The organism is Labrenzia sp. PHM005 (assembly GCF_006517275.1).
GTDB lineage: Bacteria > Pseudomonadota > Alphaproteobacteria > Rhizobiales > Stappiaceae > Roseibium.
Window position 1 is genome coordinate 5,094,693 of record NZ_CP041191.1, and the last position, 21,975, is coordinate 5,116,667.

Below are 21,975 nucleotides of genomic sequence, written 5' to 3' on the forward strand. Positions count from 1 at the left end.
GTCCTGCACTTTATACAATTTCCACCGATTGCTGCTCCATGGAAATAATCGAATATCTCAGAGAACACGAAGCATTTTCGCATTTAAGCGATGCCGTACTTCAGCGGATCGTTTCGGTGTCCGAGGTAGTTCATTTTGCTGGAGACCATGCGATTGTCCGAGAAGGCGAGGAAACATCTGACTTGTTCCTCCTTGTTGAAGGTCAGGCACGTGTCACCAGGGTTGGCCCCGAAGGCGAAATCATACCTTTGGGCACGGTTTCTGTCGGCGATTGTATTGGGGAATTGGCATTTTTAGACGGAGAGCCTCGGGCGGCGTCGGTCATAGCCCAAATTCCCTGCACACTTGTGAAAGTTCCAGAGGAAACGCTGAAAGCCCTTCCTGATGGGGCAGCCGTTGCAGGTGACTTGAAAGCGGCACTTGCGAGTGTCGTGGTAAAGCGTGCCCGCAGTTTGAGCGATGACATGTTGTCTGCTCTTCGCGAACAGCTGGCGACCAAGTCATTACAGAACCAGTTCGGCTACTTTCTGGTCTTCACAATCGCGCTCTATTCCATTTCAACAACCCTCTTTTATCTTGTGGCCGAACGCTACGTGAAAGACGTCTACGATCCCGGTTTTTCTTGGCAAACGGTGCTTCTGTTTGCGGTTCCATGCCTGATCATCATCAAAGCCATGAAAATCCCGCCAAGCCAGTTGGGTTTGCGACGGGAGGGGCTGTTCCGGTCAGTTGGTGAAGCATTGGCACTCTGTCTGGTGCTGTCCGTTCCAGCGTTGATTTATTATCTTTTCTTCAAAGATGCCCAGGCTCCTGATACTGGTGGCGTCAAAGTAGACGCTTTGTTCCTGGCGCAATACTTCATTCATACCGTTATGCAGGAAATCGGATCCCGCGGCCTGCTTCAGGGGTTGTTCCAGAAGTTTCTGGCGGACACGAGGGGTCATCGTTCGGTACTGCTCACGAGTACAATTTTCGCGTCCCTGCATCTGACCTTCGGTGTTGATGCCGTGGTCATCACATTCTTTGCGAGCATTGTTTTTGGCTATGTTTATCTGCGTCAGAACAATTTGGCCGGGGTTATCGTTCTGCACTACTGGCTCGGCGTTCTTGCGGCCTTGATGGTCGCGATCTAACTCGCCTCACTGCCCGCGCAGCAGCTTCTCTAGCCGGTGGTCCCCTTCAGCAACCGTGAGACATATCGGCGAAATTTCTTAGTTAGGATTTCTGGTACAACTTGGCCCGCCAAGGGGGGAAAGATAAGATAGAAATCCGGGCCACGGGAAACGGCCCAAGAGCAAGTGAAAGATATTCGCCGGAGGACACGGCGCAAATTCTCTGCGGAGAAGAAGATCCGCATTGTTCTGGAAGGTTTGCGCGGGGAGTATTCGATCGCCGAACTGTGCCGCCGCGAGCGGATTTCTCAAGGCCTTTGTTACACATGATCGAAGGAGTTTATTGAGGCCGGCAAGAAACGGCTTTCATCCATTGGCTGCAACAGATCCGCACCCCATCCATCAAAGACCTCACATTCCTGTTCGGCCAAACAGCTTGAGATCTTGGATCTGATTGATATGCCAACGGCATCTGGTCCTCGATTCTGGCCTAAAAGCAGAGCTGGAAGGTCCCGAGCGTTCGAGCAACCATCAGCAGACTTCGCGCCGCCGGGTAACCCTGACCACGGACTGGCTCTTGCGCCAGACGTTACCAAGCAGCTTTGAAGAACAGCGTACCCTTATTCGTTCTATCGGCTAGCCAACCAATTCCAAACTCCATGCGCAAAAAGCGCAAACTGAGACTTTTGCGATTTAGCGCCAGAGTAAAGGCAGGACCTGTCTTCACCTGCAAAACAGAGACAGCACAAGACTTTGAGAAGTCGGACAATTGCCGACCGATCATGATAAATTATTGAAAATTTGGGAAAACTGGCTGTGCATTTATTTTTTGGCGAGCTGGTCTCGGTTTTTGCGCGCTGAAAATCACGATACCAGGTAAAAAACCGCCCCTTTCAAATCTTCAAAAAGACAATATTATTCAAAAACTTGAACGGTATGGTACGGATATCTTGTTTCGGAAATGCGGGTGAGATGGGCATTCGGGGCCACCTGACACCCATTGTTCAGCGAGATAAGTCGGCCCAAATCGTGCCGTTGGGTGCAAGACAATTGCAGTTAGACGGAATTGGATTGTCGTTAAGCGGGATCGGATTGCCGTTATGCGGGATTGTCCGCCGTTTTACCGGTCGCAACATGCCCTAACCCGGGATCGCTATGTCTTTGCGCAAACTGATTTTGGCGTGACTTGGTGTTGTGCTATGGCGTTTTGCGGTTGTGTGATCCGTGATTTACGAGGTCTGTCAGACACTTGCTCACGTGCATTATGCATGGTTTGAGAATGGGCGTACGCGAGCCTTTTCGGCCTCTTCATTCTAATATTCGCCATAATCCACAGACGGATTGGAAAAATATTCTATGATAATGGAACCGATTTTGGCGTGGCACGGCAAACTTGTTTTAAACGGGTCTTAAACACCTCTTAAAGGGTCTTTAAACGGCTTTTAAACACCAACAGCATTGACCGGAAACAGTTTTGCTTTCTGCCTCAGGCCGGTTGCGGGCGTTGGTTGTGGTTTTGTAACCTTCTCCTTAGTTCCAGCGTATTCAAATCATCGAACATGGCCCTTTGCCTTGACGGCGGGCCAAATGGAGAATGCAGATGCATCCGCCAAATGAAGACCTGTGTCCGATCGAGCGCCTTGCTCCTTACAAGAACAACGCCCGAACCCATTCAAAGAAACAAATCAAACAGATCGTAGAAAGCATCAAACGGTTTGGCTTTTGCAATCCAGTGCTCATATCGGATAACAACACGATCATTGCTGGCCATGGCCGTGTCGAAGCTGCCAAACTGATCGGCATGGCTGACGTTCCAGTTCGCAGGCTATCGCACCTGTCGCACGAAGAGGTTCGGGCCTACATTCTTGCTGACAACAAATTGGCAGAAAATGCAGGCTGGGACCGGGATCTGCTCGCCATCGAAATGCAAGGCCTGATGGATCTCGATTTTGACATTGAGGATCTAGGGTTTTCGACGGCAGAAATCGACCTGACCATCGCCAGCAACCAAAGCAGTTCTTCCGTAACAAACGATCATTTGGATATGGTTGAACCGGTCGCATCGGGTCCAGCGGTGACACAATCAGGCGATCTCTGGATTTTGGGACAGCACCGGCTGCTATGCGGCGATGCTCGGTCCCAGGACGATGTCGGTCGGCTCTGCGGAGATCGACCGGCATCCCTGCTATTTACTGACCCTCCATACAATGTCCCAATCGATGGTCATGTCAGCGGTTTGGGCCGGATAAAACATCGCGAATTTGCCTTTGCGTCCGGAGAAATGGACGAGGCTGGGTTTACAGACTTCCTGCGCCAGTCATTTGAGACTTCTGCTTCACGGCTTGCCGACGGGGCGATTGCTTTTGTCTGCATGGATTGGCGACATATGCGCGAGGTGCTGAATGCGGGCCTGACTGTCTTTGATGAACTCAAGAACTTGTGTGTTTGGAACAAGACCAACGGCGGCATGGGATCATTTTACCGCTCCAAACATGAACTTGTCTTCGTGTTCAAAAAGGGAACCGCGCCACACGTCAATAATTTTGGTCTGGGCGAGACCGGCCGCTATCGCTCAAATGTTTGGGACTATCCTGGTATCAGTTCTCTTGGCACGACTCGGCAATCCGATCTTGCCATGCATCCGACCGTCAAACCGGTAGCGCTCATAGCTGATGCCATTCGGGACTGCTCAAAACGCGGCGATGTTGTTCTGGATGTATTTGGCGGTTCGGGTTCTACCCTGATAGCCGCTGATCAATGCGGCCGTAAAGCCAGGCTGATCGAGATTGATGCGCTCTATTGCGACACCATCATTCGAAGATTTGAACGCATCACTGGTGAGCCGGCGCATTTGGCTGAGACCAAACTGTCTTTTGCCGAGGTTACACGCCAGCGTGCGTTCGAACCTGAGGCCGGACGCAATATCGCACCGACCGCTGAGAGCTGGTCTGGCGAGGGAGCGCGATAATGGCTGTTAAGAGAAACAAGTCCCGCCGCCCCGCATCAAGTGCCGAGCGCCCTGCCCTCACCTCGTTGCAACAGGCACTTCTGGATGAAGCGGACCGCAAGGTCACGATCGTCAGTGAAGGCGAACAACAAGAAGTGAGCATTCATCAGGTTGTGTCGCGGAAACTTCTGCAAACAGCAGCGAATGGCTCCGTTCACGCCCTCAGTAACGCGTTCAACGAAATCAATGCAGCTCAGCAACTGCACCAACAACAGATCAACGATGACGTTGAACTCGGGCAGAAATACAAAGACCTCCAGCAACAGCTCCTCGATCAGGCGCTCGCAAAGGGTGAAGACCCGGAAAAAGTCCTTCCGCATCCAGATGACATAAAGGTACTGCCTGGCAAGGGTTTTAAGATTGCAGGGCCATCTGATGAAACTGAACTAATAACCGTCAGAGAATGCTGTGCTCTGCGAGATGTACTGATTTTGCAATCCGTGCTTGAGGAACGGATTGGAGAGCCGGCGGTTATCGCTTCGACAGAAAACACTGGAGAGCCCTTTGCCGGCGCGTTGGCGATGGTTCTTGCACAAGTCATGAACCACAGCCTGCCAAAGCGCTTCATCAAATCAGAAACGGAACTCACTTACGACTTGATGCACCACAACAGATGGACAAAGCGCGAGTTATTGCGGGAAACACATCGTGCATGGACCGCGATCGGACGGCCGAAGCCAAGGGGATGGGTGTTGCCCCCCTATCAGCAATCGCTTGTGAGAATTGGGCAATATCTGTCCTTATGCGCCGACCTCTTCAAACTCGCGCAAGACGGCAAATTGAATTCCGACAGAGAAATTGAAGCTGAACTGCAGAACCGGATCTCCCGAAACTTTGAATGATCAGCGCAGCGGAGACCATGCCAAAACAGTCACTTGAACTCCAAGTAAAGCGATATTCAATCTCGATGCGGTAGCCCGTGCAAAGACAACAAAGGGCGGGATCCGGACGTTCGTTGCGGTGCAAGCAGATGTCCGCTTTCTTGCAGGCTGACTAAAGCATCGAATTTTCAACAATCACGGAGAACTGACGTGGTCTTCGGGTCAATCTCGTCACGTATTTGACCCATGAATCGCCTGAATCACGGCATCGGTCACTTCGCGCGTCGTCGCCTTGCCGCCGACGTCAGGCGTGAGGATGCCTGCATCGCAAACGCGTTCAACGGCAGTCATCAAACGCCGGCTGGATTCCTGTTCGCCCAGATGATCCAGCATCTGGGAAGCCGTCCAGAATGTTGCCACGGGATTGGCAATGCCCTTGCCGGTGATATCGAAAGCCGAGCCGTGAATGGGTTCGAACATGGACGGAAACCGCCGCTCCGGATCTATGTTGGCCGTCGGCGCAACGCCGAGGCTGCCGGCAAGCGCGCCCGCGAGATCGGAAAGAATGTCCGCGTGCAGGTTGGTGGCAACGATCGTGTCGAGGCTTTGCGGATTCTTGACCATGCGAACCGTCATGGCATCGACCAGCATCTTATCCCACGTCACGTCCGGAAACTCCTGCGCGACCTCTGCCGCGATTTCATCCCATAGCACCATCCCGTGCCGCTGCGCGTTCGACTTTGTCACGACCGTCAGCAGCTTGCGCGGCCGCGACTGAGCCAGCTTGAAGGCGTAGCGCATGATCCGCGCGATGCCGACGCGGGTGAAGATTGCGACCTCGGTGCCGACTTCCTCCGGCAGACCCCGGTGGGCGCGCCCACCATTTCCCGAATATTCGCCTTCGGAGTTTTCCCGGACGATCACCCAGTCGAGATCCCCAACCCCGATATTGCGCAGGGGCGAGGTGACGCCGGGAATAATCTTGGTGGGCCGCACGTTGGCATATTGATCGAACCCCTGGCAGATCGGCAATCTGAGGCCCCAGAGCGTGATATGGTCCGGGACATCCGGTGCGCCGACGGCACCGAAATAGATCGCGTCGAAGGGCTTGAGTTGTTCCAGTCCGTCGGAGGGCATCATCTCGCCATGCTTCTTGTACCGGTCTGATCCCCAGTCGAAGAAGGTCAGGTCAAAACTCACATCCCCGGAGCGCTGTCCGAGCGCAGCCAGAACTTCCGATCCCGCTTCAATCACTTCCGGACCAATGCCGTCGGCCGGGATGGCTGCAATCTGATAGCTGCGCATGACAAATTCCTGCTTTTGGGGGCTGGCAGCAGCGCATGTCCTCCCACGCCTGCCGTCGAATTGCCGCCAGACTTGCAATCTCTGTTCATTCCGGCAATGCTGGTTCGATCATATAAAAAAATGATATAATCAAAGAGACCCATGGAACTCCGTCAACTGAAGTGCTTTATCGCAGTCGCAGATACGCTGCATTTTGGCCGCGCCGCACAAAAGCTCGATATCCTCCCTGCGTCACTGGGACGCCAGATCAAGATGCTGGAGGACAGTCTCGGTAGCCGGTTGCTGACGCGAACGACCCGGACCGTAGCATTAACCCAGGCCGGCAGCGATCTTCTGGAAGCTGCCCGCGATGTCGTGGACCGCGCCGACCGGCTCGAAGCCGAATTCCGGGAGAGCCAGCGGGACAACGCGTCTGTCCTGCGGATTGGGGCCATAGACAGTGCCGCCGTCGGTCTTGTGCCACAACTGATCCCGCTCTTCAGAGAGGCGCATCCGGAGATCGACATCCAGCTCCTTGAGCAGAAGACCATTCGCCTGTTGCCCCGTCTGCTGACGGGACGGCTCGATGTCGCAATCGTCAGGCCACCCGAGGTTCTGGACCCCCGCCTTGTTCTGAGATCCCTTTTCTTCGAAACAGCTGTTGTTGCTGTTCCGGATACGCATCCGCTTGCAAAAAAGGATCGAATACGCGTCGAGGACATGGCGGATGAGCCGCTAATCGTCCCGGACAAGGGATCGCGGCCGCATAGCCATGATCTGACGATGAAGCTGTTTCTCGAGGCAGGTTTGCCCGCGCGTGTTGCGCAGATTGCGGAGGAGAAACAGACCATTGTCAATTTGGTGAGTACAGGTGTCGGCATTGCCATTGTTCCACGCTGGATTTCCAGGCTGGCAGTTGGCGGCGTTACGTTCGTTCCGCTTGACTTGCCCACCGGGCCTGCGAAGAACAAACTGGCTCTTTCGGTCGCCTGGGTTCGTGACACGCGGGATTCATCGCGCGACGCTCTTCTGCAAACGCTCGATCAGCATGTGGAGCAGCTTGCCATTTCGGCATAGTCATTAATTATTCCATTTTTTTATATAATTTCTCTGCGCTGTGCAGCGCCGTGGCGGCGGATTAGCGTGCAATCTTGGTGAAGGGCCGGTCTTTGCCGTCCGCAGGAGGATGTGGGCTCGGACAACGGACCTTTCATGAAGAATATCTGGAGGAACTCATGAAATTCAGCATGATGACCGGCGCCTTTGTGATCGCCGCATTGACCGCAACCGCAGCGGTCGCAGACACAGTCGACAAGACCGGCTGGCCCGAGAGCTTTACCGTGGGAACGGGATCGCAGGGCGGCACCTATTTCGGATACGGTACAGGCTGGGCGAACATTGCCGGTGAAGAGCTTGGTGTGTCCGGTGCTGCCGAAGTCACCGGCGGGCCGATGCAGAACATGGCCCTGGTTCATTCAGGCGACCTGCCGTTCGGCATGACCACCATGGGACCTGCGGCGGAATCAATAGCCGGGTCCAATCCCATCGCTCCGGGACTGCAGATGGACAAGGCCTGCGCCATGTTCCCGATGTACCAGACCCCGTTTTCGATCACGGCCCTGAGCTCCTCGGGCATCACAACCGTTGCCGATATTCCTGAGGGTGCGCGCATTGGCTTTGGCCCGGCCGGATCGACGTCCGACACCTATTTCCCACGCATGATGGAAGAACTCGGTGTCAAGTTTGAACGCCGCAACGGCGGCTGGTCGGACCTCGGCAGCCAGTTGCAGGATGGCCTTCTGGACGTTATCGCTTTTGCCGCGGGCGTGCCGGTTCCGGCTGTCAGCCAGCTCGAAGTGCAGACAGACATCAACATCATCGAGTTCACGGAAGAAGAACAGGCATCAATCACCAAGGCGTTCCCCGTGGCGAATTTCGACATTGCAGCAGACAGCTACACAACGCTGGAGGCCCCGGCACGGTCCGTCTCCATGTGGAACTTCGCGATCGCCAACTGCGATCTGCCTGAAACCTTCGTGTACGGCATCGTGAAGGCGGTCATGTCCGACAATGAGCGCATGGTCGCCACTCACAAGGCGGCCCGTTCGACGCTGCCGGAGTTCTGGGACCGCAACCAGGTCATGAAGTGGCACCCGGGAGCAGCGCGCTGGTTCCAGGAAACACAGGGCGCCGACATTGCCGCCGACATGATCTACGGCAACTGATCGCTGGTCGTGTCTGCACGGGATCTCCCCGTGCAGACACTGGACTGCACCGCTGTCCGTCTGACCTCGAGGCAGTGACGGCATCCGGCAAAATAAGATTTGGCCGCTCGCATCGGCCGCTGCAGGACCCCATGACAAACAAGACCGACCAGTCAGCCGAGGACCCAGGCGACAAAGTTCTTGCTGAAGGTGTTGATGAAGAACCGATCGAGAGCAATCGTCGTCTCTTCGACGGGCGCGCCTATCTCTTTATGGCGGGCCTGTCCGCGATTTACGCTGCTTTTCATATGGTTGCGCTTAATGGCGTGTCCATTTCAGAATGGACCGGGATTACCATTCCCTTCCTGCCGCAGTTTCCGATGGAAACCTGGAACTTCCGTATCGCGCATATTGCCGGTGCCTTGGCACTCGGTTTCCTGCTCTTTTCCGCTCATGTCTTTCATGCCGCGGGAGCGCCGCATCGCGAAACACGTCTGGTCAGCATCCTCGCGCTGCTTCTTCTGGTGCCGGCCTTCGTTTCAGGGGAAACGGCAATCACTTTCGTTCATACGATCCATTCCGGAACACTGCCCCAAATGGGTGGCCTAACGACCTGGGCAGCCTTTCCGGGCACGGAGATCTACGAAAACGAAGTCTGGTGGTTCGGCATACCGTTGCTGATTGCAACTTTTGGGGCGATTGTCGCGAGCTGGCTCGAGCGCCGGGGCCGCGAACGCTTTGCTTCGTCCGATGTCGTGCTCGCAGGCTGCGCCATTGTTGTGGCGATCTATTTCATCGCGATCTATGACACCGCGGCCAGAAATTCCGTCGGCACCGCGTTTGTGCCGATTGGGGTCGCCTTTGCCGCAACGGCAGGTTCCGCGATGATCCTGGAACTCACGCGCCGGGTTGCAGGCCTTGCGCTTGTCATTATCACCGCCGTGTTTCTGGTTTACACGTTCACCGCCCATCTGCTTCCCGGCATTCTGGCAGTTCAAAGCGCCTACACATGGCAGCGCTTCTTCGGTCATGTTTATTCCGATGCCGGAATTCTGGGGCCGACCACGGCCGTCTCGTCGACCTATATTATTCTCTTCATCATCTTCGCCGCTTTCCTTCAGGCCTCCAAGGTGGGCGACTATTTCGTGAACTTTGCGTTTGCCGCGGCCGGGCGCGCACGTGGCGGTCCGGCTAAGGTGGCGATCTTCGCATCCGGGCTGATGGGCATGATCAACGGCACCTCCGCCGGAAACGTTGTCGCCACCGGTTCTCTCACCATTCCGCTGATGAAACGGGTCGGCTACGAGAAAAGGACAGCGGGAGCCGTCGAGGCAGCCGCATCGACAGGGGGGCAGATCATGCCGCCGATCATGGGAGCGGGCGCCTTTATCATGGCTGAGATCACCGGCATTCCCTATCAGGACATCGCGATCGCAGCGATCATTCCGGCGGTGCTCTACTTTGTTTCGATATACTTCATGGTCGATTTCGAGGCAGCAAAGCTCGGCATGCGGGGCATGCGCGACGATGAACTGCCAAATTTCCGCGACATGGTGGCGAGGGTCTATCTCTTCCTGCCGATCATCATACTGATCGCTGCCCTCTTCATGGGGTATTCTGTGATCCGCGCCGGAACGCTTGCGACTGTCGCGGCCGCTGTCGTCTCTTGGTTCACGCCTCATCGCATGGGACTGCACGCGATCATCAAGGCCTTTGAACTGGCCGGTGTCATGTCGATCCAGATCATCGCCGTGTGCGCCTGCGCCGGCATCATCGTCGGCGTGATCAGCCTGACAGGCGTCGGCGCGCGGTTTTCGAGCCTGCTTCTCGATCTTGCTGCAACCAGCCAACTTCTCGCCCTGTTCTTTGCCATGTGCATCGCGATCCTGCTGGGCATGGGAATGCCGACAACCGCAGCCTACGCGGTTGCAGCGTCGGTGGTTGCCCCGGGGCTGGTGCAGCTTGGAATTCCGACCCTGACGGCACATTTCTTCGTCTTTTATTTCGCCGTTCTTTCGGCGATCACGCCACCGGTGGCATTGGCGAGCTACGCAGCTGCGGGGATCTCTGGCGCCAACCCGATGGCGACCTCCGTGACTTCCTTCAAGTTTGGGTTGGCCGCGTTCATCGTGCCGTTCATGTTTTTCTACAATTCGGCAATTCTGATGGAGGGGGATGCAATCGACATTATACGCGCTGGCGGAACGGCAATCGTGGGCGTGTTCCTCTTGAGTTCAGGCGTCCAGGGCTGGTTCCTCGGCAAGGCCGCAGCGTCCTATCTGCGCCTGGGTCTGGCTGCCTCTGCCCTCCTGATGATCGAAGGCGGCCTCTGGACCGATCTGGCAGGCTTGTCTGTTGCGGCCGTTGTGTTTGTTGTGCAACGTCTCGTTCATCCCAAGGCCGGGGAGAGCATTCCTGTTCGCGGTGCCGACTAAAGCCGCGCCGCCGGTATCCCGGTATGCTGTTAGATTAAGGTCCAAGGATCACGCACATGGGCGCGGAGGCTGACGAGCAGGACGTTGATAGAAATACCAGGCAGGGTTTGAGTGTTCGACCAGCGACCCTGCATTTCAATACATCTGCCAATCGTCATAAGGAGGAAAAATGGAGTCCAAGAACTCTCTGTTATGAGGTGTGTCCTTTAGCGTCTTGATCAAATCCACCAGTTCCGTCGCCAGTTCACGGCCTGTCTCGTTATTTTGAACGCCAACACCCAATGGAATGGACTTGAGATATTCCCGATGGATATTGCTCAGATCTGCTCCGCGCAATGCACGGTCCACGACGCTCTGTTCTCCGATGAACCCGTCAATTCTTCCAAGAGACACCTTTATCAATCCACTCCGCGGATTGTCTTCTGTGCCGATTTCAATGCCGAACTCCTTCAGTTGGCCGCCGCCGATCGCTTCGACAAGTTTCCCGGACCAATCGCCGCCCGGACGCAACGGCGCTTCAATTCTCGAATAAAGAACCAGCGGTAACTCCAGAAGTGGTTCCGGGACGAAATGAAGCTTTGAATTCGCGGTTGCAGGACCCATTGGAAAATGAATATCGGCCTGGCCCGAAGCGATGTTGTTGAAGGATCTTGCAAAGGGAAACACTCCAATCTTAAAGCTCACGCCTTCATACACGTCATCCAACCTGCGGAAAATCTCGACATAGGTGCCCCAAGGTTTTCCATCAGGGCCCATTTCGGCGCGGTTGGGTATTTCGCCCAAACTGACAGCAATACTGCGGTCGGCTGCGAAAGAGGAAGCAGTTCCGAGGATCAAGCAAACACCTGCGAACAGGTTTTGAAAAAACCGTTTCATTACGTCTTCAATGAACATTGACGATCTCCCCTCCTGCTTTTTCATCAATAAGGCATCGCCGTAAACGGATAGTATCCTTGCGGAAAATTAACTGGTTCATCTTCCTGTTTGCGCCCAATATTCTGGAAATGACCAGAGCCGGAGGATCCCCCAGCTGGGCTTGAAACCCGGTCACAGCTCAAGAACGCACCCGCTTCGGGCGTTGTTGCGTGGCAGAGCAATAGCCAGAATGGGCGGGATGCTGCCGTTTGCTGTGGTCCGGTCAAATGACCGGATTGGGGCCGTTTTTACCTCTAAACGATCTTGTTTGTTTCGATGCACTGGACGTTTGGGCCGGTTTTAACCGGCCCTTCTTGTTAGATCTCAACGCTCTCTGATATCGAAAGCGCATCCTCCAGGTCAACGCCTAGGTAACGTACAGTACTATCCATCTTTGTGTGACCAAGAAGTAACTGGACGGCCCGCAAGTTGCCGGTCTTCTTGTAGATCTGAGCAACCTTTGTTCGACGCATCGAATGGGTTCCATAGGCACTGGGTTCCAATCCGATCGACTTCACCCAGTCTTTAAGCAGACGCGCATATTGCCGGGTAGAGATATGGGGACTGTCATGAAATCGGCCGGGCCATAGATACTCATGCCCGATCATCATTGGATGAGAGATCCACTGCAGGAGAGTATTCCGGGTCCCATCACAGATTTCAAACCGGACAGATGTCTTCGTTTTCCGTTGAACAATCGACACCCGTTCTTTGACAGCGCCTGCAGCGAAGACATCCGCAACCCGGAGACTGACCAAATCGCAGCCCCTCAGCTTGCTGTCGATGGCGAGATTAAAGAGCGCCAAATTGCGAACGGCTCCTGCTAACTCCAATCGTACTCGAATGGCCCAAACGTGTTTTGGCAGCAGCGGACGTTTCTGACCCAACAATCGTCCTTTGTTCCACGTCTTCTGAGCCTGAATAATCATGGGTAGATTTGAAGAAGACATAGCAATCTCCTTAACCGCTCCATCCCGCCTCAACGTTCAAGACATTTGAACGCTCAAGCATACAAAAAGCGCTACCAAACATTAAAACGGCCCATAGCCGCCATAGGCAGTGGCCTCAATGAGTGGCAGCTTCGCATCCTCAAACCAGACAATCTGAAGGTCTTGTTCTTCACCCAAAAGCGGACATTTCAAGCAAGCAAACTACCGCTGTGTGTAAGTTAATTTCACTTGGTATCAACCTGCTCTCAAAAGTTAATCGGAAAGTGCGCAGCCATGCAGCTGGCCATTCCGTACTTCCGAGTGCTACCGTCATCTGAATTCACGATCTTGAACAGCCACTTTACCCTTTGACGGCCAGCCAGTTGGATCACCTTGCATGATTGAATTCTTGCGTTTGTGTCTGTGTTTTTCGTTTCTTCTGGCAGGTGCGTTTTCAGCCACGGCCCAAACAGCAACACAGCCGGATTATGTAGGCAGCGCGGCATGCATCGGTTGCCATGAGACAGAAGCGGCCGCGTGGCAAAAGTCTCACCACGCAAAGGCTTGGATGGAACCGAGCGAAGCCACAGTCGATGGAGATTTCGGCGACGCTGAGTTCACCCACAAGGGACGCACGACCAGATTCTTTGAGGAAGATGGCACCTATTTTGTTGAAACAGAAGACATTGCAGATGCACCCAAGGTTCTGAAAGTCGTTGGCGTGGGCGGCATTTATCCGCTTCAGCAATACCTGATCGAAACAGAACCGGGTCGAATGCAATCGCTTGATGTCGCCTGGGATCAGCAAAAAAAGACCTGGTACCACATCTATGAAGATCAGGAATTAAAGCCAGAAGACGGATTTCACTGGAGCAGGTCGTACAAAAACTGGAACGGCCGGTGCGCCGAGTGCCATGCAACAGGATTTGAAAAGAACTACGATATTCGGGATCGCCAATATCACAGTACTCAAGTCGAGGTCGGCGTTGGGTGCGAAGCCTGTCATGGGCCGGGAGACGCGCATGTCGCCTGGGCAAATGGCGGAACTGCAAAATCCGAAAGCCCGTTTCCGGGTTTGACCAATGCCCGGCTGGTGATTGGCTTTTCGAAGGACAGCGCAGAAACAGAAATCCAACAATGCGCGGGCTGTCATTCCAGACGAGAGCCTTATGAGGACGGCAACCCGCTTCCCGGAACACCTTATCATGATGCCTACAGGCTCGCCCTCTTAAGACAGGGCCTTTATCACGCGGACGGACAGATCCTGGACGAGGTCTATGTCTATGGGTCTTTCCTGCAGTCCAAGATGTATGAGGAAGGCGTGCGCTGTTCCAATTGCCACGATGTCCATAGCGGCGTACTGAAAGCGGACGGTAATGCAGTCTGCACCCAGTGCCACTCGCTTGCAGGCAATGCGGATTTTCCAACGCTTGTTCTCAAAAACTACGACAACCCAACCCATCATTTCCACGAGCCGGACACGGACGGCGCGCAATGCGTTTCCTGTCACATGATCGATCGCACCTACATGGGCATCGACGATCGCCGGGACCATTCCTACCGGATTCCAAGGCCAGACCTTTCCGTCAGAATCGGAACACCGAACGCCTGTACGGATTGCCATGAGGACCAAACAGCTGAATGGGCGGCAAAGGAACTTGAGGATTGGTTTCCAGGCAGCCCACACCGGGGCCAACATTTCGGTGATACCTTTCATGCGGCAAGAAATGGTTCGCCCGGTGCGGGGAAAGACCTTCTCGAAATCGCCCGTCACGAAACGTTTCCGACCATTATCCGGGCGTCCGCACTGGATTTGTTGTCCGGCTATCGCGATCAGGGCCTGTCCGAAGCGGCAGCAAGCCTCCTAAGCGATGACAGTCCGATTGTCAGAGCTGCTGCTTTGAAACTTCAGGAGACTGTTCCGGACCAGCAAAGAGTGGACCGGGTTGTAGCGGCTTTGGAAGATCCCACCAAAACCGTCAGGATCGAGGCTGCGCGCCAGCTGCTTGGATTACGAGGGATCCGCCTTCCAGAAACGGCTGTTGCAAACGCGCAAAGAGTTTCGAATGAATGGCAGTCATCGCTCGCCGCCAAGGCAGACTTTCCAGAAACGCACATGGCCATCGGCGGAGCCAGCCTGACGATGAGAAACTGGCAAGCCGCAATCGCCGCATTCAAGGAAGTCACGATCCTTGATCCTCAGCTGGTTCAGGCCTGGGTGTTCATCGTCCGGCTTCAACTTGGCTTGCAGGATTTTGCTTCGGCGCAGACAACCCTTCAAAAGGCCCTCTCAGCCAATCCAGGCACACCTGAACTTCTGGCGCTTAAAGACCAGTTCCCGCGCCGGTGAGGTTGGATACCTTTTCACGAAATGCAACTAGCGAGGCAGCAAGTTCCGGCTACGGATGGTGCGGCGAAGGAAGTCTGTGAGCAGTCGAATGCGCAGCGGAACAGCCGTGCTCGCAGCATAGACGATGTGCAAGGGGATGCTTGGCGGTGACCAGTCCGGCAATAGTTTGATCAGCCGCCCGGACTTCAGGTGGTCCGACATGATCCATTCCGGCATCATAACCACGCCTGCTCCGGCGGCCGCATATTCTACAAGGGTGTCGCCTTGGTCGGCCAACAAGCTGGCGGTGATCGTCACTTCCTCAACTTCTTCTCCTTTCGAGAAGTGCCAGGTTTGGGCGGATCTCATCCGGCTGAAGGCTACACATCGATGTGCCGATAAGTCTGTTGGCGTATCCAGTTTGCCTGCCTTCTCAAGGTAGGATGGGGCAGCTGCCAGGGACAGAGGATTGGATGAAATCCGGGAGGCGATCAGGGTGGAATCGTCCAAATGACGCGCGCGAATGGCCAGATCAACGCCCTCACCAACAATGTCGACATGCTGTTCTGTTAAGAAAGACAGCACCTCAATACGGGGGTATTCCTGAACAAATTCTGCGATCAATGGAGCGATGACCAGACGCGATAGAACCGGTGACATGGACAGACGGACAAGTCCCGCTGGGGTTTGCGCATCCGTGCGGATCTGCGTTTCAGCCGCGTTTAGATCATCCAGAATACGCAGGCAGTTTTCGTAATAGTTTTCACCGAGGGTTGTCAGGGAAACCTCGCGTTGATTGCGGCGAAGTAGCTGGACGCCGAGGTGTTTTTCGAGCGCCGCTACGCGCTTGCTGATCGTTCCCTGAGCCAGCCCTTCCAGCTTTGCAGCCTCGATAAAGCTTTTTGCCTGGGCGACACGCACAAAGGCGCGCATTGCAACAAATTGATCCATCTATATTATTCTATTTTGGAATTATAAAAATTCCAAGTACCTAGTTGGTCAAACTGCCTGAGTGTGACAGAGTTCATTCTAGGCCAACGAGCCAATCAAAACATATCGAAAGAAGAAACGCCTCCAAAAGCACAGCTTTTGAGGGAACGGGAAAACTGCGCCTGGCGACAGGCCAAACGAAGGAGATACGGCAATGACAACGCTTTCTGAAAAGCTGTCGGACCTGTCTGTTCGTGTCGGCGATATCGAAGCCCGAATAACAGCCTTCAAGGCAACGAAAACGAAGCAACGGGATCGCAAAGTTAGTGAACTCAAGGCAGACGTTGAGACATTTTTTCAGGAACTCGAAAACGAAATCCGCACCGCTGACGACGAAGTCTCTGCAACCTGGACCGACATGAACCAATCGCTGAAGGACAAGGCGCACAAGCTGAAAGTCCTCATTGAGAGCAAGAAGCAGGCAGTCAGCGCAGAACGCGCTGAACATCGGGCCGATCGTTTGGAGAAGAACGCGTTCTTCGCAATCGATTTTGCAACTCTTGCTGTCGGAGAGGCCGAGGTAGCCGTCTCCGAAGCGGTCGATGCCCGGCTACACGCTGACAGTGTTAAGACCGAATAAGGTCCGACTAACCAACCCTGAAAATAAGCGTCAACGCGCATGAGTAGGAACACCACGAATTGAAGTGAAACCGGTGCTCCTATTGGGAGTGCTTACCCTGAAGCTCGCCTTTGGATTGCTGAATTGAACTTACGCAATCAAAAACTGGAGGAAATCATGAGGAATATTGCGACAACAACTTCTCTGCTGGCTTTGCTGCTTACAGCTACTCCGGCCGCATTGGCCATAGAACCAGATGGCCCGCATCTCGATTTTGCTAAGCGCAACGCAGCCGCTTGGGCCTCTGAGGATGCTGACATTAATCAAAAGCTCGCTGCTCTTGAGGAGCGCTTCGGCAAGAAACCAAACATCGTCTACATCCTGACAGACGATATCGGCTGGGGTGAGCTTGGCTGGCAGGGCGGAGGCAAACACCGCGGCACGCCATCAGCAGAACTGGATGCAATGGCGTTTGAAGGCATGCGGCTATGGTCAGCCTACGCCGAACCATCCTGTACCCCCACTCGCATTGCACTCAACACAGGCCGTCATCCAGTGCGGACGGGGCTTCTGTCAGTCCTGTGGCCCGGTATGGAAGACGGCTTGTCAGAAGACGAAGTCACCATCGCCGAAATTCTGAGTGAGGAAGGCTACAACACAGCCATGTGGGGCAAGTGGCATCTCGGCGATCTACCGGAGCACGCCCCCGAGAACCAAGGTTATGACTACGCCTATTACGGCCTCTTCAACGGTGCCCCGGACTACTGGCAGGCGTCATATGAGGATAAGAGCGGTACGTTCCCCTTTGCCGATTTCCCAGGTTACGAGACCTACAAGGAACGCACCGGCATAGATCTCTCGATCGCAGGTTATGTCGGTCGCAAGGGGGAAGGCCGGTCACCGATCGAGGGCGACGCTGGCATTCTTTCTCCTGAGCGGCAGGAAGCCTTTGAAAACGAGTCGATTGCGCAGATCACCGACTATGTCAAAGATCATGCGAATGACGATGATCCCTTCTTTATCTACTGGGCATCCTATGCCCTTCAGATAGCACCGTCCCAGGAGTTTCTTGATGCTCCCGGTGTTGACAAGAACAATCGGCAGGCATCGTTCATGATGCTTCACAACAAGCATGTGAAGCAGCTGCTCGATACCCTGAAATCTGAGGGCATTGCGGAAAACACACTGGTGGTCTGGATCAGCGACAACGGTCCGATGTACGCCTTCTATCCGACTTCCGGCTACACCCTGTTACAGGGTTCCAAGGGTGAGCTTCTGGAGGGTGGTATTCGGGTTCCGGCGATGGCCTGGTGGCCCGGCATGATCGAGCCCGGTCAAGATCCGGCCGACATGCTTCATGTGACCGATCTTTACACCACTGCTGCCCGTCTGGGCGGTGCCATGGACAATATCCCGAACGACCGGATTACTGACGGTGTCGACCAGACGTCTTTGTTCTTGAACGGCGAAGGCCACGGCCGCCGGAACTTTATGGCCCACTACAGCGGACCTGTTCTTGGCGCGCTGCGCTACGAAGACTTCAAGATCCATATCAAAGAAGCTCAGGGTGGTTTGCCGGGAATGGATTTCTATAACGTCAAACGCGACCCGGGCGAGAAATACGGCAAGCTCTATCCAGGTCTGTTCGCCGTTGCCCCGATGCAGAAATTGCTCGGATCTCACATGGGCCGGGTTCAGCAATTCCCGCACCGTCAGCCAATGACACCGCAAGACGAAACTCTGACGGCTCACGACTGATCCTTACGAAAAGTAGAAAACCAAAATGAGGGGCGTTCGCGCCCCTCAATCTCAATAGACCGCAAAGGAAGAGTTCCAATGGATATCCTTAGTATCTTTGCTCTGGTGGTGCTCCTGGTGCTGATTGCAGCTGTCATCGGCATCTGGCTTTTCCTGGCGATCTGGCCCGGAAAAATCGCAACCCAGAGGAACCACCCCCGTTCCGAGGCTGTCGCGATGTGCGGATATTGGGGGGCTCTAACCCTAGGCATTCTCATGCCGCTGGCATTCATCTGGGCCTACGCTGATGGCTCAGAGCCAGTCGGCGAAACTGAGGAGACATCGACATGATCGCGTTTCTCACTCTTTGTTATTGCGGTGTTCTTTATGGACTGGTGAAGGTCGCGATCATCAGGCTCAACATCTTCTGGAAGGTCTCACCGCTGATCTGGCTGGTACTTCTGTTGATCGTCTTGTTCATCCCCATGCAGTGGGGCGCGCCAAGCGGACCAGTTCGCTCCTACGCGTCGGTGATTGAAATCGTCCCGAATGTCTCTGGCGAAGTGATTGATGTTCCTGTCAGAGCTCTGGAGCCGGTTAAGGAAGGCACCGTCCTGTTCAAGATCGATCCGGTTCCGTTCCAGGCGGTCGTTGATCAGAAAAAAGCAGCACTTGAAGAAGCGCGTCAGGCAGTACCGCAACTGGAAGCCAGCCTGAATGCAGCAACTGCAACGGTTAAAGAAGCGGAAGCCTATCGGGACCGGTCAAAGGACGATTTTGATCGCTACCGCACAGCCAATGAAAACGCCGTCCGGGCGAATGCTCAAAGCACGCCTTTCAGCGAAAGCGAAGTGGAACAGCGGCGTTTGACCTATCTGGCTGCCGAAGCGTCCGTAGAACGCGCCAAGGCAACCGAAGAGCAAGCCCGGCTGGCGTTCCGATCCGAAATTGATGGTGTCAACACCACGGTGGCGCGCCTGGAAGCTGATTTGCAAAAGGCAATCTACGATCTGGAACAAACCTCTGTACTTGCACCGGCTGACGGTATGGTTCTTGCGCTGACTTTGCGGCCAGGGCAGAGGGTCAGCAACCTTCCGCTCAGATCCTGGATGGCGTTTGCACCTGCGACCAAGAACAGGGTCGTCGTTGCAATACCGCAGACCAGGGCACGGTTCGTTCACACCGGTCAGGCCGCTGAAATCACATTCGCTTACCAGCCGGGGCAGATCTACAAAGCGACAGTCGATTCGATCGTATCGATCAATGTTGCAGGCCAGTTGCCACCGGATGGCATTTTACCATCACTCGAGTCGCATCATGATGCCAATGAAGACATGGGCGTCGTCTTGACTGTCGAAAATATTCCGACCGAAGACATCAGGCCAATTGGCGGTGCAGGCGGCAGTGCAGCGGTTTACACTGATAGCGTTCAGGCAACGCACTTGATACGGAAAGTAATGATCCGGATGGACGCTTGGCTCAACTATGTTAGACCTAATTGAAAAAGCGCGCAGGCGGGAGAAATTCGAGATGACACGTATAATGCTCAAAACAGCTGCAGTGGGCCTGCTCGCGACAATGCTCGGAAGCACCGCGCTGGCCGCAGATCTTCCGGTTGAACAAACACCCGTTTATGAACCAATCCAAAACGCCTCTCCTTGGACGTTCGAGTTGGGCGGTTATGGCTTTATTCCTCTATCCGTCGAAGGGACATCGACAGTTGATGGCGGTGCGGTTGATCTTGATCTGGGGCCAGATGAGATTTTCGATCTTCTCCAGTTCGCTATTTCAGGCCGTGGGGAAGCGTGGCGTCAACGAGATGTGAATGACGGCAGTGCCTTTGGTTTTGTGCTTGATGCGCAATATGTAAACCTCGGCTTGTCCAACCAAAACATCGGCCCTGCAAGTGGCGGAACGGTAAAGGCAGATATTCGACAAGGCATCATCGACACGATGATCGGGTACCGGTTTGCGTCGCTATCGACGGGGGGCAATCCCAATCAACGTGTTGAATTCGACGTCACAGCTGGAGCAAGATACAATTATCTGAGGCAAAAAATTCAGGTTAGTCCCGGTCTGCCTCCTCCGTTCACAGCCAACCTTGGAGAAGACAAACACTGGGTTTCGCCTGTGGTTGGGGCTCGAGCTAATTTCGTCTTCAATGACCGGTGGAACTTCGTATTGCGCGGTGACATGTCCGGATTCGGAGTTTCCGGCGAAAACCTCTCCTGGTCGCTCAATGGCATTGCCGGTTACCGGTTTACTGACAAGGCCACAATGCGGTTCGGCTACCGGCTTTATGATATCGACTATTCGAGCGGCTCCGGCAGCAATGAGTTTGGCTATGATGTCACGCAGCATGGGCCATACGTCGGTTTGAGTTATCGCTGGTGAACAGGACTTAAGCGACCAGGATTCAGTGCCGATGCTGTTTTTCTGTGTCGGTCTACAGGCCAGTTTTGAGCCAAATACCGGATCGGTGTTGGAGGCTGCCGACCGACTTCAAGTCGGCATAGGGGTAGCGCCAGTCTCCATGCGTGCAAGTTTGCCGTTTTTCAAAAGCATAACCACGATGACGGATTCAGCAGAACCATTGGGAAAATGGATGAACTGGTGGGACACCAGAATGTCATCGTTTTCATAGACGATTCGGTAGTCGCGCCGTTCCGGTCGAGGTCCATCTTTGGTCCAGATTCCAATAATGTCTTCTTTTGATAGGGCGTTGCCGGATAAGTGACGAACAAATTCGAAGTCGTCATCGATTATGTCGTTGAAGGCATTCGCGTCTCTGTTGTCGAATGCCGCTTGCCATTTTTCAGAAAACTTCATTTTGGTTTTTCAATTTGCAGCTGTCCTTGCAATCGAGGAATTGCCTGTTCCCAATTCAGTGAAACTGGATATCAGAATTCTGTATCGGCGATCTCACACGGAAGTAGAAGTCCGCGAGACCACTTAGTTCCCCACTACTTGTTTTGTGTTGCAGCCTTGGACAACCACATGCTGGCAGCAAGGAACAATATGGAACCAGGAATTGCCCAGAGTTTGAAGTCCAGATCTTCGATCTCCAACCAGGCAACGCGTACAAAATACACAGCCAAGACAACGATCACGACTTGCATAAGTGATGTTTTGAGCGCCCCAATGCTCGTGGGAATCAATACTTCCGGCACATGATCTTTCTCGGTTTGAGGCGAAAGAACAACCAAGAACAGGATCCCGTTTCCGAAGGTGAAAAGGGCGAACGCAATCAAGAATGCATCGAGCGATTCCAACGCGCGAACGATGAACAAGTCAGACGGCCCCGCCGCTTCGATAACATTGGCAGGCATCGCACGTGTGAAATAGTCCCATATACCACGGAACATTTTCTCAGCGCCAATGAAGGTGAGCGCAATTGCTCCAACGAACGAAGTCAGAACCATCACTAGGGACACATACCGTGTGCCGCGCGAGACAACTTCAAGCAAGAGGGCCTCCAACCTTCGCATTCACCACGAAATCCAATCGATATGGGAACAGCTCCTGATCACTTTGTCCATTGCGGTTCGGCAAAAGCACAGGCTTGAAACGCCCCGTGCCAGCCTTCAGGACTTTTTCACAGGACGTTATCGACCCAGGACATCTGTTGGCCAGCGTTTCAAATGGAAAGCAAT

At 54.3% G+C, this 21,975-nt stretch carries 18 protein-coding genes and 1 pseudogene; 13 read left to right on the top strand and 6 right to left on the bottom strand.

What is annotated here, in order from left to right; translation table 11 throughout:
* Positions 1–116 precede the first annotated feature (116 nt).
* The 4 genes and pseudogenes from FJ695_RS23050 (at position 117) to FJ695_RS23065 (ending at position 4,961) form a co-directional block, all read left to right on the top strand.
* Positions 117–1,133 carry a cyclic nucleotide-binding domain-containing protein gene (locus FJ695_RS23050; RefSeq protein WP_168206466.1) on the top strand — a complete coding sequence of 339 codons (1,017 nt, stop codon included), beginning with the start codon at positions 117–119 and terminating at the stop codon, positions 1,131–1,133.
* 165 nt (positions 1,134–1,298) lie between these two features.
* Positions 1,299–1,439: pseudogene (locus FJ695_RS23055) on the top strand (transposase); the annotation flags it as partial.
* 1,273 nt (positions 1,440–2,712) lie between these two features.
* Positions 2,713–4,080 (top strand): DNA methyltransferase, encoded by a 1,368-nt coding sequence (locus FJ695_RS23060; protein ID WP_141187623.1) that lies wholly within the window; start codon positions 2,713–2,715, stop codon positions 4,078–4,080.
* Positions 4,080–4,961 carry a hypothetical protein gene (locus FJ695_RS23065; RefSeq protein ID WP_141187624.1) on the top strand — a complete coding sequence of 294 codons (882 nt, stop codon included), beginning with the start codon at positions 4,080–4,082 and terminating at the stop codon, positions 4,959–4,961. Before FJ695_RS23060 ends, FJ695_RS23065 begins: the two co-directional genes overlap by 1 nt.
* Before the next feature lie 210 nt (positions 4,962–5,171).
* On the opposite strand, the gene FJ695_RS23070 is transcribed toward FJ695_RS23065, so the two are convergent.
* Positions 5,172–6,245 (bottom strand): tartrate dehydrogenase, encoded by a 1,074-nt coding sequence (locus FJ695_RS23070; protein ID WP_141187625.1) that lies wholly within the window; start codon positions 6,243–6,245, stop codon positions 5,172–5,174.
* A gap of 141 nt (positions 6,246–6,386) precedes the next feature.
* On the opposite strand from FJ695_RS23070, the gene FJ695_RS23075 reads away from it, so the two are divergent.
* From FJ695_RS23075 to FJ695_RS23085, 3 genes are all read left to right on the top strand, one after another.
* Positions 6,387–7,301 (top strand): LysR family transcriptional regulator, encoded by a 915-nt coding sequence (locus FJ695_RS23075; protein WP_141187626.1) that lies wholly within the window; start codon positions 6,387–6,389, stop codon positions 7,299–7,301.
* A gap of 158 nt (positions 7,302–7,459) precedes the next feature.
* Positions 7,460–8,449, top strand: coding sequence for a TAXI family TRAP transporter solute-binding subunit (locus FJ695_RS23080; RefSeq protein WP_141187627.1), 990 nt, complete (start codon positions 7,460–7,462; stop codon positions 8,447–8,449).
* Positions 8,450–8,580: 131 nt separating this feature from the next.
* Complete coding sequence (locus FJ695_RS23085) at positions 8,581–10,863, top strand: TRAP transporter fused permease subunit (protein ID WP_141187628.1); 2,283 nt, start codon at positions 8,581–8,583, stop codon at positions 10,861–10,863.
* Between the two features lie 135 nt (positions 10,864–10,998).
* On the opposite strand, the gene FJ695_RS23090 is transcribed toward FJ695_RS23085, so the two are convergent.
* Together FJ695_RS23090 and FJ695_RS23095 are read right to left on the bottom strand one after the other, a co-directional pair.
* A complete protein-coding gene (locus FJ695_RS23090) occupies positions 10,999–11,757 on the bottom strand; it encodes a hypothetical protein (RefSeq protein ID WP_141187629.1) in 759 nt (252 codons plus the stop codon).
* Between the two features lie 338 nt (positions 11,758–12,095).
* Positions 12,096–12,728, bottom strand: a complete 633-nt coding sequence (locus FJ695_RS23095; protein ID WP_141187630.1) for a tyrosine-type recombinase/integrase — start codon at positions 12,726–12,728, stop codon at positions 12,096–12,098.
* A 376-nt stretch (positions 12,729–13,104) separates the two neighbouring features.
* Between FJ695_RS23095 and FJ695_RS23100 the strand changes: the two genes are divergently transcribed.
* Positions 13,105–15,057 (top strand): multiheme c-type cytochrome, encoded by a 1,953-nt coding sequence (locus FJ695_RS23100; RefSeq protein WP_141187631.1) that lies wholly within the window; start codon positions 13,105–13,107, stop codon positions 15,055–15,057.
* 27 nt (positions 15,058–15,084) lie between these two features.
* Here the strand turns inward: FJ695_RS23100 and FJ695_RS23105 are convergent, their stop codons facing one another.
* On the bottom strand, positions 15,085–15,987 hold the full coding sequence (locus FJ695_RS23105; RefSeq protein ID WP_141187632.1) for a LysR family transcriptional regulator: 903 nt from the start codon (positions 15,985–15,987) through the stop codon (positions 15,085–15,087).
* A 193-nt stretch (positions 15,988–16,180) separates the two neighbouring features.
* On the opposite strand from FJ695_RS23105, the gene FJ695_RS23110 reads away from it, so the two are divergent.
* From FJ695_RS23110 to FJ695_RS23130, 5 genes are all read left to right on the top strand, one after another.
* Positions 16,181–16,606, top strand: coding sequence for a hypothetical protein (locus FJ695_RS23110; protein ID WP_141187633.1), 426 nt, complete (start codon positions 16,181–16,183; stop codon positions 16,604–16,606).
* A gap of 156 nt (positions 16,607–16,762) precedes the next feature.
* A complete protein-coding gene (locus FJ695_RS23115) occupies positions 16,763–18,343 on the top strand; it encodes a sulfatase-like hydrolase/transferase (protein WP_141187634.1) in 1,581 nt (526 codons plus the stop codon).
* A gap of 78 nt (positions 18,344–18,421) precedes the next feature.
* Positions 18,422–18,673 carry a DUF3302 domain-containing protein gene (locus FJ695_RS23120; protein ID WP_141187635.1) on the top strand — a complete coding sequence of 84 codons (252 nt, stop codon included), beginning with the start codon at positions 18,422–18,424 and terminating at the stop codon, positions 18,671–18,673.
* Complete coding sequence (locus tag FJ695_RS23125) at positions 18,670–19,824, top strand: HlyD family secretion protein (protein WP_141187636.1); 1,155 nt, start codon at positions 18,670–18,672, stop codon at positions 19,822–19,824. The genes FJ695_RS23120 and FJ695_RS23125 overlap by 4 nt, the downstream gene beginning before the upstream one ends.
* 28 nt (positions 19,825–19,852) lie before the next feature.
* Positions 19,853–20,716 carry an outer membrane protein gene (locus tag FJ695_RS23130; protein ID WP_141187637.1) on the top strand — a complete coding sequence of 288 codons (864 nt, stop codon included), beginning with the start codon at positions 19,853–19,855 and terminating at the stop codon, positions 20,714–20,716.
* 108 nt (positions 20,717–20,824) lie between these two features.
* Here the strand turns inward: FJ695_RS23130 and FJ695_RS23135 are convergent, their stop codons facing one another.
* Together FJ695_RS23135 and FJ695_RS23140 are read right to left on the bottom strand one after the other, a co-directional pair.
* Positions 20,825–21,151: a nuclear transport factor 2 family protein gene (locus FJ695_RS23135; RefSeq protein WP_141187638.1), complete on the bottom strand. Its 327-nt coding sequence runs from the start codon at positions 21,149–21,151 to the stop codon at positions 20,825–20,827.
* A 134-nt stretch (positions 21,152–21,285) separates the two neighbouring features.
* A complete protein-coding gene (locus FJ695_RS23140; protein ID WP_168206467.1) occupies positions 21,286–21,789 on the bottom strand; it encodes a YqhA family protein in 504 nt (167 codons plus the stop codon).
* Positions 21,790–21,975 lie beyond the last annotated feature (186 nt).

What these genes read in the sequence shown, in the direction of transcription:
- FJ695_RS23060 (WP_141187623.1), top strand. Translation starts at nt 2,713, where the DNA reads ATGCATCCGCCAAATGAAGACCTGTGTCCGATCGAGCGCCTTGCTCCT.
- FJ695_RS23065 (WP_141187624.1), top strand. Translation starts at nt 4,080, where the DNA reads ATGGCTGTTAAGAGAAACAAGTCCCGCCGCCCCGCATCAAGTGCCGAG.
- FJ695_RS23070 (WP_141187625.1), bottom strand. Translation starts at nt 6,245, where the DNA reads ATGCGCAGCTATCAGATTGCAGCCATCCCGGCCGACGGCATTGGTCCG.
- FJ695_RS23075 (WP_141187626.1), top strand. Translation starts at nt 6,387, where the DNA reads ATGGAACTCCGTCAACTGAAGTGCTTTATCGCAGTCGCAGATACGCTG.
- FJ695_RS23080 (WP_141187627.1), top strand. Translation starts at nt 7,460, where the DNA reads ATGAAATTCAGCATGATGACCGGCGCCTTTGTGATCGCCGCATTGACC.
- FJ695_RS23085 (WP_141187628.1), top strand. Translation starts at nt 8,581, where the DNA reads ATGACAAACAAGACCGACCAGTCAGCCGAGGACCCAGGCGACAAAGTT.
- FJ695_RS23090 (WP_141187629.1), bottom strand. Translation starts at nt 11,757, where the DNA reads ATGTTCATTGAAGACGTAATGAAACGGTTTTTTCAAAACCTGTTCGCA.
- FJ695_RS23095 (WP_141187630.1), bottom strand. Translation starts at nt 12,728, where the DNA reads ATGTCTTCTTCAAATCTACCCATGATTATTCAGGCTCAGAAGACGTGG.
- FJ695_RS23100 (WP_141187631.1), top strand. Translation starts at nt 13,105, where the DNA reads ATGATTGAATTCTTGCGTTTGTGTCTGTGTTTTTCGTTTCTTCTGGCA.
- FJ695_RS23105 (WP_141187632.1), bottom strand. Translation starts at nt 15,987, where the DNA reads ATGGATCAATTTGTTGCAATGCGCGCCTTTGTGCGTGTCGCCCAGGCA.
- FJ695_RS23110 (WP_141187633.1), top strand. Translation starts at nt 16,181, where the DNA reads ATGACAACGCTTTCTGAAAAGCTGTCGGACCTGTCTGTTCGTGTCGGC.
- FJ695_RS23115 (WP_141187634.1), top strand. Translation starts at nt 16,763, where the DNA reads ATGAGGAATATTGCGACAACAACTTCTCTGCTGGCTTTGCTGCTTACA.
- FJ695_RS23120 (WP_141187635.1), top strand. Translation starts at nt 18,422, where the DNA reads ATGGATATCCTTAGTATCTTTGCTCTGGTGGTGCTCCTGGTGCTGATT.
- FJ695_RS23125 (WP_141187636.1), top strand. Translation starts at nt 18,670, where the DNA reads ATGATCGCGTTTCTCACTCTTTGTTATTGCGGTGTTCTTTATGGACTG.
- FJ695_RS23130 (WP_141187637.1), top strand. Translation starts at nt 19,853, where the DNA reads ATGACACGTATAATGCTCAAAACAGCTGCAGTGGGCCTGCTCGCGACA.
- FJ695_RS23135 (WP_141187638.1), bottom strand. Translation starts at nt 21,151, where the DNA reads ATGAAGTTTTCTGAAAAATGGCAAGCGGCATTCGACAACAGAGACGCG.